16 protein-coding genes are annotated in these 16,422 nt (G+C 64.6%); 9 read left to right on the forward strand and 7 right to left on the reverse strand.

Features of this window, described 5'->3' with window-relative positions:
* Positions 1–29: 29 nt before the first annotated feature.
* Complete coding sequence (gene fabB / locus ABIB91_RS31820; protein WP_354170421.1) at positions 30–1,253, reverse strand: beta-ketoacyl-ACP synthase I; 1,224 nt, start codon at positions 1,251–1,253, stop codon at positions 30–32.
* Positions 1,254–1,292: 39 nt separating this feature from the next.
* Entirely contained in the window at positions 1,293–1,814 is a 522-nt protein-coding gene (gene fabA, locus ABIB91_RS31825; protein WP_007598355.1) for a bifunctional 3-hydroxydecanoyl-ACP dehydratase/trans-2-decenoyl-ACP isomerase, read from the reverse strand.
* Positions 1,815–2,168: 354 nt separating this feature from the next.
* Here fabA and irrA point away from each other — a divergent pair, with 354 nt between their 5' ends.
* Positions 2,169–2,660, forward strand: a complete 492-nt coding sequence (gene irrA, locus ABIB91_RS31830; protein WP_007598357.1) for an iron response transcriptional regulator IrrA — start codon at positions 2,169–2,171, stop codon at positions 2,658–2,660.
* Between the two features lie 152 nt (positions 2,661–2,812).
* Here the strand turns inward: irrA and ABIB91_RS31835 are convergent, their stop codons facing one another.
* Entirely contained in the window at positions 2,813–3,343 is a 531-nt protein-coding gene (locus ABIB91_RS31835) for an SH3 domain-containing protein (protein ID WP_007598358.1), read from the reverse strand.
* Between the two features lie 328 nt (positions 3,344–3,671).
* Between ABIB91_RS31835 and ABIB91_RS31840 the strand changes: the two genes are divergently transcribed.
* Positions 3,672–4,673, forward strand: coding sequence for a 2-hydroxyacid dehydrogenase (locus ABIB91_RS31840; protein ID WP_018455785.1), 1,002 nt, complete (start codon positions 3,672–3,674; stop codon positions 4,671–4,673).
* A 140-nt stretch (positions 4,674–4,813) separates the two neighbouring features.
* Here the strand turns inward: ABIB91_RS31840 and ABIB91_RS31845 are convergent, their stop codons facing one another.
* A complete protein-coding gene (locus ABIB91_RS31845; protein WP_354170418.1) occupies positions 4,814–5,722 on the reverse strand; it encodes a LysR family transcriptional regulator in 909 nt (302 codons plus the stop codon).
* A gap of 115 nt (positions 5,723–5,837) precedes the next feature.
* On the opposite strand from ABIB91_RS31845, the gene ABIB91_RS31850 reads away from it, so the two are divergent.
* Complete coding sequence (locus ABIB91_RS31850; RefSeq protein ID WP_354170416.1) at positions 5,838–6,845, forward strand: aldo/keto reductase; 1,008 nt, start codon at positions 5,838–5,840, stop codon at positions 6,843–6,845.
* A 9-nt stretch (positions 6,846–6,854) separates the two neighbouring features.
* Here ABIB91_RS31850 and ABIB91_RS31855 read toward each other — a convergent pair whose 3' ends face one another.
* Positions 6,855–7,658 carry a HesA/MoeB/ThiF family protein gene (locus ABIB91_RS31855; RefSeq protein ID WP_354170414.1) on the reverse strand — a complete coding sequence of 268 codons (804 nt, stop codon included), beginning with the start codon at positions 7,656–7,658 and terminating at the stop codon, positions 6,855–6,857.
* Between the two features lie 250 nt (positions 7,659–7,908).
* On the opposite strand from ABIB91_RS31855, the gene ABIB91_RS31860 reads away from it, so the two are divergent.
* Together ABIB91_RS31860 and ABIB91_RS31865 are read left to right on the forward strand one after the other, a co-directional pair.
* On the forward strand, positions 7,909–9,267 hold the full coding sequence (locus tag ABIB91_RS31860; RefSeq protein ID WP_354170412.1) for a serine protease: 1,359 nt from the start codon (positions 7,909–7,911) through the stop codon (positions 9,265–9,267).
* Between the two features lie 280 nt (positions 9,268–9,547).
* Positions 9,548–10,291 carry a nucleotide-binding protein gene (locus ABIB91_RS31865; RefSeq protein WP_354170410.1) on the forward strand — a complete coding sequence of 248 codons (744 nt, stop codon included), beginning with the start codon at positions 9,548–9,550 and terminating at the stop codon, positions 10,289–10,291.
* Positions 10,292–10,481: 190 nt separating this feature from the next.
* Here the strand turns inward: ABIB91_RS31865 and ABIB91_RS31870 are convergent, their stop codons facing one another.
* Both ABIB91_RS31870 and mutM read right to left on the reverse strand, forming a co-directional pair.
* Positions 10,482–11,051, reverse strand: a complete 570-nt coding sequence (locus ABIB91_RS31870; RefSeq protein WP_354170408.1) for a GNAT family N-acetyltransferase — start codon at positions 11,049–11,051, stop codon at positions 10,482–10,484.
* A gap of 6 nt (positions 11,052–11,057) precedes the next feature.
* Positions 11,058–11,939 (reverse strand): bifunctional DNA-formamidopyrimidine glycosylase/DNA-(apurinic or apyrimidinic site) lyase, encoded by an 882-nt coding sequence (mutM, locus tag ABIB91_RS31875; RefSeq protein WP_007598373.1) that lies wholly within the window; start codon positions 11,937–11,939, stop codon positions 11,058–11,060.
* An 81-nt stretch (positions 11,940–12,020) separates the two neighbouring features.
* On the opposite strand from mutM, the gene ubiE reads away from it, so the two are divergent.
* From ubiE to dut, 4 genes are read left to right on the forward strand one after another with little or no spacing between them, the layout of a single operon-like run.
* The gene (gene ubiE / locus ABIB91_RS31880; protein WP_007598374.1) at positions 12,021–12,782 is read left to right on the forward strand and encodes a bifunctional demethylmenaquinone methyltransferase/2-methoxy-6-polyprenyl-1,4-benzoquinol methylase UbiE; all 762 of its coding nucleotides are present in this window, start codon (positions 12,021–12,023) and stop codon (positions 12,780–12,782) included.
* A complete protein-coding gene (ubiB, locus tag ABIB91_RS31885) occupies positions 12,779–14,353 on the forward strand; it encodes a 2-polyprenylphenol 6-hydroxylase (protein ID WP_007598375.1) in 1,575 nt (524 codons plus the stop codon). The genes ubiE and ubiB overlap by 4 nt, the downstream gene beginning before the upstream one ends.
* 56 nt (positions 14,354–14,409) lie before the next feature.
* Entirely contained in the window at positions 14,410–15,861 is a 1,452-nt protein-coding gene (coaBC, locus tag ABIB91_RS31890) for a bifunctional phosphopantothenoylcysteine decarboxylase/phosphopantothenate--cysteine ligase CoaBC (protein WP_354170405.1), read from the forward strand.
* A complete protein-coding gene (dut, locus tag ABIB91_RS31895; RefSeq protein WP_354170403.1) occupies positions 15,858–16,316 on the forward strand; it encodes a dUTP diphosphatase in 459 nt (152 codons plus the stop codon). Before coaBC ends, dut begins: the two co-directional genes overlap by 4 nt.
* Positions 16,317–16,422 lie beyond the last annotated feature (106 nt).

A 16,422-nucleotide genomic window follows, 5' to 3' on the forward strand; every position in this document is an offset into this window, starting at 1 on the left:
AGAAAATTACCAGCGCGTCCGCAAGGACTTCACGCATCCAGCCGACTGAACACCAGCGTGGCGTTGGTGCCGCCGAAGCCGAAGGAGTTCGACAGCACGGTGCCGATTTTGACGTTGTCGATGCGCTTGCGCACGATCGGCATGTCGGCGAACACGGGGTCGAGTTCCTGGATGTGCGCGCTCTCGCAGATGAAACCATTGTTCATCATCAGGAGCGAATAGATCGCTTCCTGCACGCCGGTTGCGCCGAGGGAGTGACCGGTCAGCGCCTTGGTCGCCGAGATCGGCGGGCACTTCTCGCCACTTCCGAACACCCTGCGAAGCGCGTCGATCTCCGGTGGATCGCCGGCCGGCGTCGATGTCGCGTGCGGATTGATGTAGTCGACCTTGGTCTTCACGGTCGACATCGCCATGCGCATGCAGCGCTCGGCGCCCTCGCCCGATGGTGCGACCATGTCGTAGCCGTCGGACGTCGCGCCGTAGCCGACGATCTCGCCGTAAATGCGCGCGCCCCGCGCCTTGGCATGCTCGAGCTCTTCCAGCACCAGCACGCCGGCGCCGCCGGCAATCACGAAGCCGTCACGGTTGACGTCGTAGGGACGCGAGGCCGTGGCGGGTGTGTCGTTGTACTTCGAGGACATGGCGCCCATGGCGTCGAACAGCACCGACAGTGACCAGTCCAGCTCCTCGCAGCCGCCGGCGAAGATGACGTCCTGCTTGCCGATCTGGATCGTCTCATAGGCGTTGCCGACGCAATGGTTCGACGTGGCGCAGGCCGACGAGATCGAATAGTTCACGCCCTTGATCTTGAACCAGGTCGCAAGCGTCGCGGAGGCCGTGGAGGACATCGCCTTCGGCACTGCAAACGGCCCGACGCGCTTCGGTCCCTTGGTGCGGGTGATGTCGGCGGCTTCGACGATGGTGCGCGCCGACGGGCCGCCGGAGCCCATGATGATGCCGGTGCGAATATTGGAAATTTCGTCAGGCGAAAGACCGGAATCCTGGATCGCCTGTTCCATCGCGACGTGATTCCACGCCGCGCCCTGACCGAGGAAACGCATGGCGCGGCGGTCGACCACCGTCGAAGGATCGAGCGTCGGCGCACCCTGCACCTGGGAGCGGAAGCCGAGCTCGGCATATTTGTCAGCCCGCGAAATGCCCGACTTCGCCTCGTGAAGGCTCGCAAGCACTTCCTGGGTGTTGTTTCCGATGGAGGAGACAATGCCCATCCCGGTGACCACAACCCGCCTCATGACAGCCTCGCCTCAATCGTTGTCTTCGTGGTGATGCGCTCAGCCCAGGCTCGTGCCCTGCTTGAACAGGCCGACCTTCAAATCCTTCGCGCGATAGATAATCTGGTCATCGACCGAAAGCCATCCGTCGGCGATCCCGAGCACCAGCTTTGAACGCATCACGCGCTTGATATCGATGTTGTACACAACCTTGCGGGCCTCCGGCAGCACCTGCCCGCTGAACTTCAACTCGTTCAGGCCAAGCGCGCGACCGCGACCTTCACCGCCGCTCCAGCCCAGATAAAAGCCGACCATTTGCCACAGCGCATCGAGGCCGAGGCAGCCGGGCATCACCGGATCGTTCTTGAAGTGGCAGCCGAAGAACCAGAGGTCGGGCTTCACGTCGAGTTCGGCACGCACCACCCCCTTGCCGAATTCGCCGCCGGTCTCGCTGATGTCCGAAATGCGGTCGAACATCAGCATCGGCGGCAGCGGCAATTGCGCATTGCCAGGGCCGAACATCTCGCCGCGGGCACATGCCAGCAGATCTTCATATTCGTAACCGTTGCGCCTGTTCAGCATGCGGAAGCCTTTGTGTTCTAACCCCGACTGAGCGGCGTTTCCGGCGAAAATGGGCCCCATCCTGTTCGAAAAGCAACATCTGTTGCCATTGTCAGACGAGAATAACGAAGGACCCCGGATGGATAGCGAACGGCCTTCAATGCCGGGTCGCGCCAAAATCGGTTAAGCGGAACCGCGGGCTCTCTAACACAGGCCATTTCGGGTAGCAAAGCGCTCTCATGAAGGTAAAATGACGGGCCGCCGGCCCGGTTCCCCTGCTAATTAGAACCACTCTAGTTGCGAGAAACTTGCATCTGCATCTATCTCTCCATATATGTTGGAGATCACAGTGTTCACGCGTGCCCGAAGCTGGAAATGAACGAAAATAACGCGCCCCATCGCGACGACGAGGCTCACGCGGCGGCTCTTATGTCGGGCCGCCAGCCGGCTTTGACCGGTTGCCCGTGGCACGACGTCAACGAAATGCTCCAATCCGCCGGGCTTCGCCCGACGCGCCAGCGTATGGCGCTCGGCTGGCTCCTGTTCGGCAAGGGTGCGCGACACCTCACGGCTGAAATGCTTTACGAGGAAGCGACGCTGGCCAAGGTGCCGGTCTCACTTGCCACCGTCTACAACACGCTGAACCAGCTCACCGACGCCGGTCTGCTGCGTCAGGTCAGCGTTGACGGCACCAAGACCTATTTCGACACCAACGTCACGACCCACCATCACTATTATCTCGAGAACAGCCACGAGCTGGTCGACATCGAGGATCCGCATCTGGCGCTGTCCAAGATGCCGGAGGTGCCCGCGGGTTACGAGATCGCCCGCATCGACATGGTCGTACGGCTGCGCAAGAAGCGCTGAGATCGTCTTACATCACTGATTTGATTTTCATGGCCGGGATTTCCCGGCCATATTGTTTTACGCCGTCGTTCCGGGGCGGTACGCAGCACCGAGCCCGGAATCTCGAGATCCCGGGTTCGATGCTGTGCATCGCCCCGGGATGACCCGTTGGGTCAGTTCACCTGCTCGTCCGAGTAGACGCCCCAGAGGCGCTCCTGCTGGATCCAGCCGTCAAAGCCGTTGCCGGTGACGTGGCACCAGTTTGTGGTGCACTTTTTCACCTGCGTGACGACGCCGGCCTGGAGCTTTGCGGCCACCGCGCTGTCGGGATCGGCGCGGTCATAGATCGGCGCAAGCTCGTCCTTGTGCTTCATGGTGACGACGGCGGTACGGCGGCCCGAGAGCAGCGAGTGATAGACCCAGCCCTCGGCGCCCTCGGAATCGCGGACCCTGCGCCAGTTCTCGAACTCGGCGGTGATTTCGACCGGCAGGCCGGAGCGGGTGTAGACCCAGGCGACGTCGTTGTCCTTGGTCGGGCCGGCGCGGACGTTGACGTGATCCGATTTCAGGCTGACGTAGCGCGGCACCGGGAGGCCCGAGGCCGTCTGAGGTGTGCTGTCCTTTGCCGAATGCCCGGGACTGACCGAAGCGCTCAACCAGGTGCAAACGAGCGCCATCACCGAACAAAAACGCCCCAACGCCATCAACCCGTCTCCCGTCGAAGGTCCGGCCGAGCCGGGCCCTCGCCCCAAAATTCCAAAACCAGGCCGCTGCCGCCCCTGTAACCCGCCCATGCGGGTGTTCCCGAGCCCTTTACCCGGTGGTTCTTGTCTTGGCCCGGCCTTCTGCTAGAGAGGACGGACATCTGAACAACCGGTTTGTCCCGATTTTCCGGCCGGAAATGTCGGGAGAGCTTGAAGGAAACGCCGGGGACGACACGGCAGTTGCAGTGTCGAACAACCGGGTTAATGAGGCCTCAACGGCCGGCCTTTGGCGACAGAGGCGGCTCGCAACGCCTCATGAGGGCAGGACATGTCGGTGAAGAAAAAGCCCCTCGTCGTGGTGACGCGCAAACTTCCGGACTCGATCGAGACCCGGATGCGCGAGCTGTTCGACGCGCGGATCAATCTCGACGACACGCCGATGTCGCCCGAGCAGATCGCGGAAGCCGCCCGCACCGCGGACGTGCTGGTCCCAACCGTGACCGATCACATCTCCGCCGATATCGTCAACCAGCCCGACTGCAGGCTGAAGCTGATCGCGAATTTCGGCAACGGCGTCGACAACATCGACGTCGAGGCCGCGCATGCCCGCGGCATCACCGTCACCAACACGCCGAAGGTTCTCACCGAAGACACCGCCGACATGACCATGGCACTGATCCTCGCCGTGCCCAGGCGGATGATCGAAGGCGCCTCGATCCTGACGGAAGGAAAACCCTGGCCGGGCTGGTCGCCGACCTGGATGCTCGGTCATCGCATCGGCGGAAAGCGCCTCGGCATCATCGGCATGGGCCGCATCGGCCAGGCGGTCGCACGCCGCGCCCGCGCCTTCGGCTTGCAGATCCACTACCACAACCGGCGGCCGGTGGCGCCGAAGATTGCCGAAGAGCTGGGCGCGACCTATTGGGAAAGCCTCGACCAGATGCTGGCTCGGATGGACATCATCTCGGTGAACTGTCCGCACACGCCGGCGACCTACCATCTGCTGTCGGCGCGCCGGCTGAAGCTGATCCGCAAGGACGCCTACATCGTCAACACCGCGCGCGGCGGCGTCACCGACGAGGACACGCTGATCAAGCTGATCGAAGGCGGTGAGATCGGCGGCGCCGGCCTCGACGTCTACGAGCACGAGCCCGCGGTGAACCCGAAGCTGGTGCGGCTCGCCAAGGCCGGCAAGGTGACGCTGCTGCCGCATATGGGCTCGGCCACGATCGAGGGCCGCGTCGAGATGGGCGAGAAGGTGATCATCAACATCCGCACCTTCCTCGACGCGCACAAGCCGCCGGATCGCGTGCTGCCGAGCATGCTCTGAGTTCAACTTTCTGCGCGATAAGCTCTCCTGCCTCATCCTGAGGAGACCGCGTAGCGGTCGTCTCGAAGGATTGCCGCAGGCGAGATCCGGGCCTTCATGGTTCGAGACGCGCGTTCCGCGCTCCTCACCATGAGGGTCTGCTATCCTCGGGCGTTTCGCTTGCGCCAGTCGGCGACGAAATCGATGAAGGCCCGCAGCGCCGGCGGCGTCTGGCGCCGGCTTGGATAGTACAGGAACGGTCCGGAAAACGGCTCGCACCAGTCTTCAAGCAGCCTGACCAGCGCGCCCGACTTCAGGGCTTCGCCGACGTAACCATCAAGCGTCGCCCAGATGCCGGCTCCGTCGAGCGCCGCGCGCATGGAGAGGCCCATGTTGGTCGAGATCAGCTTTGCCGGCGGGTCGACTTTCACCAGCTGACCGGCCTTCTCGAACTCCAGATCATGCATGACACCGCTTGAGTAGCGGGCGCGGATGCAATCGTGGTCGAGTAGATCCTTCGGATGCTCAGGCTTGCCGCGGCGTGCGAGGTAATCGGGCGAAGCGACCACGACATAGCTCTGCGGGCCGCTCAGCGGGATCGCCACCATGTCCTGCGCGAGATGCTCGCCATAACGCACGCCGGCATCGAAGCCCGCGCTGACGATATCGACGAACCCGCTCTCGGAGACGATGTCGAGGTCGACCTGCGGATAGGCCTTGAGGAACGGCCCGACCATCGGCGCCAGCACGAGATCGACCGCAGGCGGCGGCGCGTTGATGCGCAGCCGGCCCGAGGCCACCTCGCGCAGGCCCCGGACCTGATCCAGGGCGTCGCCGACATCGCGCAGCGCCGGCGCCACGCGCGACAGCAGCAACTCACCCGCCTCGGTCAGGGCGACGCTGCGGGTCGTGCGGTTCATCAGGCGGACGCCGAGGCGCTCCTCCAGGTCCCGCAATCGCTGGCTAAGGCTCGACACCGACACGCGAATATCGATCGCCGCACGCCGGAAATTGCGGGTGCGGGCGACCGCCACGAAGACGTCGAGATCACGCAGGTCGGGCTCGGCCATTGTTCGCCAATGTGAACAAGCCATTCTCGATTGTCCAGCTTATCGGCGTAATCGATCAGGCGCATATCTGGCCTCGTCACGCGGCGCAGTCAGCGCCTTTTCGAGGAGAGCCATCATGGAACAGCGCAAACTCGGTTCAACCGGCCCCACCGTCTCAAGCCTCGGCCTCGGCTGCATGGGCATGTCCGAGGTCTACGGCCCCGCCGATCGCGGCGAGAGCATCGCCACGATCCACGCGGCGCTGGATGCCGGCATCACCCTGGTCGACACCGGCGATTTCTACGCCATGGGCCACAATGAAATGCTGGTGCGCGAAGCGCTCAAGGACGTGCCGCGCGACAGGGTGCAGATCAGCGTCAAGTTCGGTGCGCTGCGCGGTCCTGCCGGCGAATTCACCGGCATGGACACGAGGCCGGCCGCAACGAGGAACTTCCTGGCCTATTCACTGCAGCGGCTCGGCACCGACTACATCGACATCTACCGTCCGGCGCGGCTCGATCCCAACATTCCGATCGAGGAAACCATCGGCGGCATCGCCGATCTCGTGAAGGCCGGCTACATCAAACATATCGGCCTGTCCGAGGTCGGCTCCGACACCATCCGCCGCGCGCATGCCGTGCACCCGATCGCCGATCTCCAGATCGAATATTCGCTGATCGAGCGTGGCATCGAACGCGACATCCTGACGACCTGCCGCGAGCTCGGCATCGGCATCACGGCTTACGGCGTGCTGGCGCGCGGCCTCATCAGCGGTCATTGGTCGAAGGACTCCGGCAAGGCAGGCAAGGATTACCGGCTGATGACGCCGCGCTTCCAGGGATCGAATCTCGAGGTCAATCTGGCTCTGGTGGAGCAGCTGCGCACCATCGCCGCCGAGATTGGCGCGACGCCGGCACAGGTCGCGATCGCCTGGGTGGCGGCGCAAGGGAAGGAGATCGTGCCGCTGGTCGGCGCCCGCACCCGTAACCGCCTCAGCGAGGCACTTGGTGCGGCCAAGGTCACGCTGACGCCAGCTCATCTCGCGATGCTGGCAACGGCCTTCCCGCCCGATGTCGCCGCCGGTACGCGCTACGCCGCCGAGCAGATGGCGCATCTCGACAGCGAGAAGCCGGCCACAGCGTAGCGGCTGCGATCAAGTGCGATGGGCGCTGAGATCGGTGATCACAGGCCCATCGCCATTGAGCGGATTGGCCGGATCGCGCGCGTAACGCAGCGTCTCGAAGCGCATCGCGCGCGCATCGATCATGAGGAGACGGCCAACCAGGCCGTCGCCAAAGCCGACGATCTCGCGGATCGCCTCCAGCGCCATCATCGAGCCCATCACACCCGCCAGCGCGCCCATGACGCCGGCTTCGGCGCAGGCCGGCACGGTCCCGGGCGGCGGCGCCTCCGGGAACAGGCAGCGATAGGTCGGATTGAATTCGCCCTGCTCGTTCTTCTCATGGGCGCGGATGGTAGTCAGCGAGCCATCGAAGGTGCCGAGCGCAGCCGTGATCAGCGGCCTCTTGGCGAAGAAGCAGGCGTCCGAGGCCAGATAGCGGGTCGAGAAATTGTCGGAGCCGTCGAGCACCAGATCATAGTCGCCGATCAGCGCCAGCGCATTGTCGGCATTGAGCCAGGTGGCGTGGCCGACGAAGCGGACATGCGGATTGAGCGCCGTGATCCGTGTGGCCGCGCTCTCGACCTTGTGCCGGCCGATATCGGGCGTGGTGTGAATGACCTGGCGCTGGAGGTTCGACAGCGACACCACATCGTCATCGACCACGCCGAGCGTACCGACGCCGGCGGCCGCAAGGTACATCAACGCGGGCGCACCGAGCCCGCCGGCGCCGATCACCAGCACGGAGGCCCGCTTCAGCGCAGCCTGGCCGGGGCCACCGACATCGCGCAGCACGATATGGCGGGCATAACGTTCGAGTTCGTCCGGGCTCAGCATCGTCCTACGCCTCTCCTACTACGCTCTCGCTGTCGATCCTCATGGTGAGGAGCGCGGAACGCGCGTCTCGAACCATGCAGGCCCTGCTATCGCCGCGGGCGATCCTTCGAGACGCGGCCTTGAGGCCGCTCCTCAGGATGAGGGCCTGAGTCCACGGCTTCTATCGCCGGCCTGAACCACCGCAACATTGTTCGCGACCAACGAGATGTGCTTCAATGGCATTGCGTTCAATGGGCTGGCTGGATTTGTCATGAGATCGATGCTTGCGGCAACACTGATGTTTGCGGCTGCGACAGGCGCGAACGCCCAGATGACGACACCGCAGATGCCCGGCACCAAGCCGAAGCCGGTCCAGACCGTTCCGATCCGGCCTCCTGCATTGCAGACGCCGGCTGCGACGGCCGATGCCATGGCGCAGGCGGAGCGGCTGTCGCTGCAGTCCGACCTTGCCTGGGTCGGCCAGTACAACGGCGCCATCACCGGTGACGTCAGCGCGCGCCTGGTCGAGGCGATCAAGGAGTATCAGAAAGCCATGGGCGGCAAGCCGACCGGCGTACTCAATCCGCAGGAACGCGCCGCGCTCGCCGAGACCGCGCGCCGCAAACAGGACAGCGTCGGCTGGAAGATCGTGACGGAAATGACCAGCGGCGCGCGGCTTGGCATTCCCTCAAAGCTGGTGCCGCAGCAGGCGACCGACGCCAACGGCTCGAAATGGACGTCGCCCAATGGCACGGTGCAGGTGCTGCTCAGCCGCCGCAAGGAGGCGAGCCCGACCACAGCCAAGCTTGCCGAAGCGGAGAAGAAGGAGCCGGGTCGCAAGGTCGACTACACCGTGGTGAAGCCCGACTTCTTCGTGCTGTCGGGTCTGCAGGGCCTGAAGAAATTTTACATGCGCGGCACTTCTCGGGGTGATGAAGTCCGCATCATGACGATCCTCTACGATCAGGCGACCGAGAACACGGTCGAGCCGGTCGTGATCGCGATGTCGAGCGCGTTCAACGCGTTTCCGTCAGGGCCGCAAGCCGGGCCGCCGCCGCGCAAGACCGTCGAGTATGGCACCGGTCTCGTCGTCAGCGACGATGGCGCGATCGTCACCGACCGCCTCGTCACCGATTCCTGTCTCGCGATCACGATCGCCGGCTATGGCAGCGCCGACCGGCTCGCCGAGGACCGGGAACACGACCTCGCGCTGCTGCATATCTACGGTGCCCGCGGCCTGAAGCCCTTCAGCCTCGCCGCCGGCGCGGCAAAGACGAGTATCGATGTCATCGGTATCGCTGATCCGCAGAGCCAGGGCGGAGCGGCCGTTGCGTCGAGCCTCAAGGCTGCGCTGGCATCTGTCGGTGGCGGCGATTCGGCGCTATCACCGCCGCCGGCTGTTGGCTTCTCCGGCAGCCCCGCCATCGACGGCGACGGCAAGTTCGCCGGCATCGCGCTGTTGAAGCCGGCGATGGTCGCAGGACCCGCCACAGCGGTGCCGGCGTCGCAGGCGATGATGGTCTCGGCGGAGACGGTGCGTGATTTCCTGAAAGCGAATGGTGTCGCGGCGAACGGCACGTCCACAGATGCGACAGCCGCCGTTGTGCGCGTGATCTGCGTGCGCAAGTAACTCTCGTGTCACGGGCGCGGTGCGGCATAAGATGCCGCTGCGCTGTGTCCGGGGCACGCGATCAACTCGTCAGCGCACACAGCACGCGTACGAGTACGGGTCCAGTAATGGTACGGATTCGCTGGAATTCCCGATTCCGCCATCATCGTGACTGCTGATTCGGACCTCCGCGATCCCCTTTGGATCGGGCCGGCACGTCCTGAGCGAGAAGAGCTCAGCATCGAGATCGATGCACGTTCGCGTGGCGTTTCCCTGACCCGAGCACTCCAAAGGACCTTCAATGCACACGATCGTACTGGCCACCCAAAAGGGCGGCAGCGGCAAGAGCACGCTCGCCATCGGCCTCGCGCTGGCAGCCAAGCAGGCCGGCTTCACCGTTCGCCTCATCGAAACCGACCCGCAGGGCACACTGTCCAACTGGCAGCGCCGCCGCACCACCGACGATCTCGTCGTCGAGCCGATCTATCACGCCGCCGACATCGAGCCGCGCCTGAAGATGCTGGCCGACAGCGGCCTCCAACTCGCGATCGTCGATACCGCCGCCGGCCTCAGCGCCGCGACCACCGCCGCGATCCGCCATTCTGATCTCTGCCTGATCCCGGCCCGCCCGAGCGTCGCCGACATCGAGGCGACCGTTTCGACGCTGAGCGTCGCGCGTGCCTGGAAGCGGCCTTACAGCTTCGTGCTGAACCAAACGCCGATCCGCGGCCAACGTATCGACAATGCCGCCAACAGTCTCGCCGAGGAAGCAGCCCTCGATCTCGCCGAGGTGCTCGCGCGGCCGCTGATCGGGATGCGCAACGACCACCAGGACTCGCTCGCGAGCGGCCTTGCGGTGAGTGAATTCGCGCCGAACGGCAAGTCGACCGAGGAGATCCGCGGCCTCTGGCATTGGATCGAGACCCGGCTCGAGCTCGCCGCCACCACCAATGTCCTGATCGACCAAGTTATCGCGGCCGCGGACGGAATGTTGCACGTGGCCGCCGAGCTAGCGGCCGACGAGACCACGACACTGGCGTCCTGAGCGGGGCAATCGCTCAGACGCAGCCGGCCCTTCACCATCCGGAAGGGTCTTAGCGACGAAGCAATCCGGCCACCAGCCCGGCCGGATTGCTTCGCTTCGCGTTTTTGAGAGGACTCCATCCATCGGTATTGTCAGCGCAACGAATTCGCTTCCGTAGCCTGGATGGATCGCACCATCGCGCCCCTCTGGCTCAATCCAACCGCACATTGCCTTTATCGCGCAGCCAGGCTTCACGCCGCATGATCCATTTCTCTGCTTTCGACTGTCCGCCGTGATGCGCGAGCTCGACGAAGCCGACGAACTCTGCACCGGTCTTCTGCTTGACCCGGCGCGAGGCCTCGTTGGTGGCCGCGTTGCAGACGTAGAAATGATCGAGGCCCAGTGTAACGAAGGCGAAGTCGTTCACCGCGGCGACCGCTTCCGTCATCAACCCGCGGCGCCAGTAAGGCTCGGCCAGCCAAAAGCCGCGATGGCCTTTCAGGCCTTCGGCACGGGGCCGGAAATGAATGTTTCCAATCGCCTCATCATCGCCGCCCTTCAGCACCAGCACCCAGAGATAAATCTCCTCTCCGGCTGAGACCTTGTCGAACTGCAGCTGGACGAAAGCTTCTGCGCCATCGGCTGGATACGGCCAGGGTACGACGGTGGAGAGATGCCGAATGATATTCCAGTTGTCGAAATGGCGCTGGATCGCCGGCGCGTCGGATAGCGCGAGCGGACGCAGGATCAGCCGTTCGGTTTCAAGTTGCGGCGTCTGCATGAGCAGCTATTTCTGACATTTCGGACACCAGAAGGTCGACCGGCCGTTCTGCGTGAAACGCTTGACGATGCCGCCGCATCGCGGCGTGGTGCATTTCTCGCCCTCGCGGTCATAGACCTTGAACGAGTGCTGGAAATAGCCGAGCTCGCCCGAGGTCTGGCGGTGGTCGCGCAATGACGATCCGCCGGCTTTGATCGCATCGTTCAGCACGGTGTGGATCGCGCCGACCAATCGCTTTGCGTGGTCCGTCGTCTCGCCCTTCTTGGTCGAGAGTGTCGCCGCGATCCGGCGCGGCGACAGATGCGAGCGATGCAGGGCTTCGCAGACATAGATATTACCGAGCCCGGCGACCACGCGCTGATCGAGCAACGCGGCTTTCAGGCTCGTGGTCTTGCCTGCGCAGGATCGCGCCAGCATCGCAGCGTCGAATTCGTTGCCGAGCGGCTCGGGGCCGAGCCCGCGCAGCAGTGGCTCGTCGTCGAGCGCACTGCGCGCGATCACTTTCATGTAACCGAAGCGGCGCGGATCGTTGAAGATGATGTCGGCGCCGGAGGACATCCGAAACAGCACGTGATCGTGCGTGGAGTCCTTGGCTCGCGGATAGTGAAACTCGCCGGGCGCTACCTCGTTGTCCGGCTTGATGACGCGAAACGAGCCCGACATGCCCAGATGCATCAACAGCACGTCGCCGGAGGCGAGATCGGCCATGAGATATTTTGCACGGCGGCCGAGCCCCGTGACGACCTGCCCCTTCAGTCGGGCCACGAAATCCGGCTGGAAGGGAAAGCGCAAATCGGGCCTGCGGGCCTCCGCGACCAGGATTTTTGCGCCCTCCATGACAGGCTGAAGGCCGCGGCGGACGGTCTCGACCTCGGGCAATTCGGGCATGGTCAGGCATTCACCTTATGAGGGCGGTGTGATAGCGCCATTGCGGCGGGCGCGCTATGGTCCGCCTCGTGGAGTAGAGTAATGGATCGGCCGGGCGAAACCACGCATTTTGGCTTCAGGGACGTGCCCCTGGGCGACAAGCAGACGCTGGTGAACGACGTGTTTCACAGCGTGGCGTCGCGCTATGATTTGATGAACGATTTGATGTCCGGCGGCCTGCATCGGGTCTGGAAGGACATCATGATCACCGCGCTCGACCCGCCGCGAGGCGACCGGCCGTTCGCGCTGCTCGACGTCGCCGGCGGCACCGGCGACATCTCCTTCCGCGCCGCCAACGCCGCAGGCCCCGGCTTCCATGCCACCGTCTGCGACATCAATTCCGGGATGCTGGAGGTAGGCCGCGAGCGCGCCGCCAAGCGGCATCTCGAGACCCAGGTCGATTTCGTCGAAGGCAATGCCGAAGCGCTCGCTTTCGCCGACCGCAGCTTCGACGCATATACGATCGCTTTCGGCATTCGCAATGTGCCGCGGATCGATCTCGCGTTGGCCGAAGCCTATCGCGTGCTCAAGCCAGGCAGCCGCTTCCTCTGCCTGGAATTCTCCACCGTCGAGATGCCCGGGCTGGATCGCCTTTATGACCTGTTCTCGTTCAAGGTGATCCCGCCGCTCGGGCGCATGATCACGGGTGACGCCGAGTCCTACCAATATCTGGTCGAGTCGATCCGCAAGTTTCCAAGACCCAACGCCTTCGCCGACATGATCCGTGACGCCGGCTTCGCCCGCGTGAACTGGCAGATATTGTCCGGCGGCATCGTCGCACTGCATTCGGGCTGGCGTTTGTGATCTCTGCCATAACCCATAGTGCGCGCCTGATGCGCGCCGCGTTCGTCTTTGCGCGCGAGGGCGTGTTCGGCGCCGTCGATCCGAGCCTGGTGCCGCCGCCCGGGCAGCTCGCGCTGAAGCTTGCACGCATCATCGAGCGGCGCGGCCCGAAGCACGGCCCGCGGCTGTCGCGCGCGCTGACCCGGATGGGCCCGGCCTATCTCAAGCTTGGGCAATTTCTGGCGACCCGCCCCGACGTCGTCGGCGTCATCATGGCGCGCGACCTCGAAAGCCTTCAGGACCGCCTGCCGCCGTTCTCGCAAGCCGAAGCGGAAGCTGTGATCGCGACCTCGCTGGAACGGCCGCTGACCGATGTGTTCGCGAGCCTCAGTGCGCCGGTCGCAGCCGCCTCGATCGCACAGGTGCATCGCGGAGAAGTCCTGCGCGACGGCATCCGCAAGGCGGTCGCCGTGAAAGTGCTGCGGCCCAACGTGGCCGCACGCTTCCGCCGCGACCTCTCCGACTTCTTCTTCGTCGCATACAAGGCCGAATCCTATTCGTCCGAGGCGCGGCGCCTGCGCCTCATCGAAGTCATCAACACCATGTCGCGTTCGGTCGCGATGGAGATGGACCTGCGCCTCGAGGCCGCGGCGCTGTCGGAGATGGCGGAGAACACGCGCGACGATCCTGATTTCCGCGTACCGACCGTCGATTGGGACCGTACCACGCATAACGTGCTGACGATGGAATGGATCGACGGCATCGCGCTGAACGATCACAAGCGCCTGGCAGAATCGCAGGTCGACTTGCCCGATCTCGGCCGCAAGGTGATTCAGAGCTTCCTGCGCCACGCGCTGCGCGACGGCTTCTTCCATGCCGACATGCACCCGGGCAATCTGTTCCTGGATGACGCGGGTCGCCTCGTCGCGGTTGATTTCGGCATCATGGGCCGGCTCGGCATGAAGGAGCGGCGCTTCCTCGCCGAAATCCTGCTCGGCTTCATCACCCGCGACTATCGCCGCGTCGCGGAAGTGCATTTCGAGGCCGGCTATGTGCCCGCGCATCACTCGGTCGAGAACTTCGCGCAAGCGATCCGCGCCATCGGCGAGCCCATTCACAACCGCACGGCGGAAGAGATCTCGATGGCGCGGCTGCTGACGCTGCTGCTCGAGGTCACCGGCCTGTTCGACATGACCACGCGGCCCGAGCTGATCCTGCTCCAGAAAACCATGGTGGTGGTCGAGGGCGTGGCACGCGGCTTCGATCCCAAGCTCGACATCTGGAAGGTCGCCGACCCCGTGGTGCGGGAATGGATCGAGCGCAATCTCGGCCCGATCGGCCGGGTCCAGGGCGCGATCTCCGGGACCGGCGATCTCGCGCGCATCCTGATGCGTCTGCCTGACATCGCCGAGCGCTCGGTTGCGGTGCTCGAACAGCTGGAGACCATGACCCGGGAGGGCATCCGGCTGTCGCCGGAGAGCATCGCGGCGATGGGCCGCAGCGAGGGCCGCAAGAACCGTTGGCGCACCGTGGCGCTCTGGATCATTGCCGCGACCTTCATCGGCATCCTGATCGCCGTCCGGAATCTTTGATTGCAGTGCAATCACATAAATGATAGCATCGCTATCATTTGTGCTGGAGGGGCGTCATGGCGAGCCTGACCATTCGCAAGCTCGATGAAGGCATCAAAACTTACCTCAGGCTGCGCTCGGCCAAGAACCGCAGGTCGGTCGAGGAAGAGGTCCGGGTCATCCTTGGGGAGCTGATCGAAGGCCGTGAGGAGCCCCTGACGCCGTTCACGGCGCCGCCTGCGGCCTTCACCACCCCGATTCCTCAACGCACCGGCGCCGTTCCAGAAGCCAGCGTCACCCTGATCATCGGCGGCGGGATCGCGGCGTACAAATCGCTCGACCTGATCCGAAGGCTCAAGGAGCGGCGGATCGAGGTCCGCTGCGTGCTGACCAAGGCGGCGCAGCAATTCGTCACGGCGCTGGCCGTGAGCGCGCTCTCGCATGAGCGCGTCTACACCGACCTGTTCGATCCCCAGAGCGAGTTCGACGCCGGTCATATCCGGCTGGCGCGGGAGTGCGACCTGATCGTGGTGGCGCCTGCGACCGCGGATTTGATGGCCAAGATGGCCAACGGCCATGCCGACGATCTCGCCAGCGCCATCCTGCTCGCGACCAACCGCAAGGTCCTGCTCGCGCCGGCCATGAATCCGCTGATGTGGAACAACGCGGCGACGCGGCGCAATGTCGCGCAGCTTCAACGTGACGGCATCATGTTGATCGGGCCGAATTCCGGAGAGATGGCCGAAGCGGGTGAAGCCGGCGTTGGCCGCATGTCCGAGGCGATCGAGATCGCGACTGCCGCCGAGCGGCTGCTGCGGCCGCCGGTGCCGCGCCCACTCGCCGGCAAGCGCGTGCTGATCACTGCAGGTCCGACGCACGAGCCGATCGATCCGGTGCGCTACATCGCGAACCGATCCTCCGGCAAGCAGGGCTTTGCGATCGCTGCTGCCGCACAGGCTGCGGGCGCCGAGGTGATCCTGGTCAGCGGCCCGGTCGAGCTTCGCGATCTCCAGGGCGTGACGATCAAGCATGTGGAATCGGCACGGCAGATGCTGGAGCAGGTGCAGGCCGCGCTGCCCGCTGACATCGCGATCTTCGCCGCCGCCGTCGCCGACTGGCGGGTCGTCAATGAAGGCGAGCAGAAGCTGAAGAAGACCTCGGCCGGCATGCCGCCGCTCCAGCTGGTCGAGAACCCCGATATCCTCGCGACGATCTCGAAACTGACCGACAAGCGTCCGCCACTGGTGATCGGCTTTGCCGCCGAGACCGAGCACCTCATCGACAACGCGAAGTCGAAGCTTGCCCGCAAGGGCTGCGATTGGATTGTCGCCAACGACGTCTCTCCCGCAACCGGCGTGATGGGCGGGGACCGCAACACCGTGCACCTCATCAGCCGCAACAATGGTGCCGATAACGGCGAGATTGCAGTTGATTCCTGGCCGGCGATGACCAAGGAACAGGTCGCCATTGAACTGGTCGCGCATATCGCAAAGAGCGTGACCGGCAAATCCCGGGAGCCCGCATCTTGAGCACCAAAGTCACCGTCGAACTGCAGCGCCTGCCCCATGCGGAAGGGCTGCCGCTGCCGGCCTACCAGACCAATGATGCCGCCGGTCTCGACCTCATGGCGGCGGTGCCCGAGAACGAGCCGCTGACGCTCGCGCCCGGCCAATACGCGCTGGTGCCGACGGGCCTCGCGATAGCGTTGCCGCCCGGGTACGAGGCGCAGGTGCGGCCGCGTTCCGGCCTTGCCGCCAAGCACGGCGTCACCGTGCTGAACTCACCGGGCACGATCGACGCGGACTATCGCGGCGAGATCAAGGTGATCCTGATCAACCACGGCCAGACCGCCTTCGTGGTCAAGCGCGGCGAGCGCATCGCGCAGATGGTGATCGCGCCAATGGTGCAGGCCGCGCTGGTTCCCGTGGCGACCCTGTCCGCGACCGACCGCGGTGCCGGCGGATTCGGCTCGACCGGCCGCTAAGACGGGGTGAGTGTTGGGTGCACCTCTCCCGCTTGCTTGCGGGAGAGGTCGCGCCGAAGGCGCGGGTGAGGGTTCTATCCTCTGGGGGATTGTCCCGTTGCCGAGA

Source organism: Bradyrhizobium sp. JR4.3, from assembly GCF_040547695.1.
GTDB classification, from domain to species: domain Bacteria; phylum Pseudomonadota; class Alphaproteobacteria; order Rhizobiales; family Xanthobacteraceae; genus Bradyrhizobium; species Bradyrhizobium canariense.

Excerpts from the sequence above, each read along its gene's own strand:
- ABIB91_RS31870 (WP_354170408.1), bottom strand. The coding sequence starts at position 11,051 with ATGCAGACGCCGCAACTTGAAACCGAACGGCTGATCCTGCGTCCGCTC.
- ABIB91_RS31840 (WP_018455785.1), top strand. The coding sequence starts at position 3,672 with ATGTCGGTGAAGAAAAAGCCCCTCGTCGTGGTGACGCGCAAACTTCCG.
- coaBC (WP_354170405.1), top strand. The coding sequence starts at position 14,410 with ATGGCGAGCCTGACCATTCGCAAGCTCGATGAAGGCATCAAAACTTAC.
- irrA (WP_007598357.1), top strand. The coding sequence starts at position 2,169 with ATGAACGAAAATAACGCGCCCCATCGCGACGACGAGGCTCACGCGGCG.
- ABIB91_RS31855 (WP_354170414.1), bottom strand. The coding sequence starts at position 7,658 with ATGCTGAGCCCGGACGAACTCGAACGTTATGCCCGCCATATCGTGCTG.
- mutM (WP_007598373.1), bottom strand. The coding sequence starts at position 11,939 with ATGCCCGAATTGCCCGAGGTCGAGACCGTCCGCCGCGGCCTTCAGCCT.
- ABIB91_RS31860 (WP_354170412.1), top strand. The coding sequence starts at position 7,909 with ATGAGATCGATGCTTGCGGCAACACTGATGTTTGCGGCTGCGACAGGC.
- fabB (WP_354170421.1), bottom strand. The coding sequence starts at position 1,253 with ATGAGGCGGGTTGTGGTCACCGGGATGGGCATTGTCTCCTCCATCGGA.
- ABIB91_RS31865 (WP_354170410.1), top strand. The coding sequence starts at position 9,548 with ATGCACACGATCGTACTGGCCACCCAAAAGGGCGGCAGCGGCAAGAGC.
- ABIB91_RS31850 (WP_354170416.1), top strand. The coding sequence starts at position 5,838 with ATGGAACAGCGCAAACTCGGTTCAACCGGCCCCACCGTCTCAAGCCTC.
- fabA (WP_007598355.1), bottom strand. The coding sequence starts at position 1,814 with ATGCTGAACAGGCGCAACGGTTACGAATATGAAGATCTGCTGGCATGT.
- ubiE (WP_007598374.1), top strand. The coding sequence starts at position 12,021 with ATGGATCGGCCGGGCGAAACCACGCATTTTGGCTTCAGGGACGTGCCC.
- ABIB91_RS31835 (WP_007598358.1), bottom strand. The coding sequence starts at position 3,343 with ATGGCGTTGGGGCGTTTTTGTTCGGTGATGGCGCTCGTTTGCACCTGG.
- ABIB91_RS31845 (WP_354170418.1), bottom strand. The coding sequence starts at position 5,722 with ATGGCCGAGCCCGACCTGCGTGATCTCGACGTCTTCGTGGCGGTCGCC.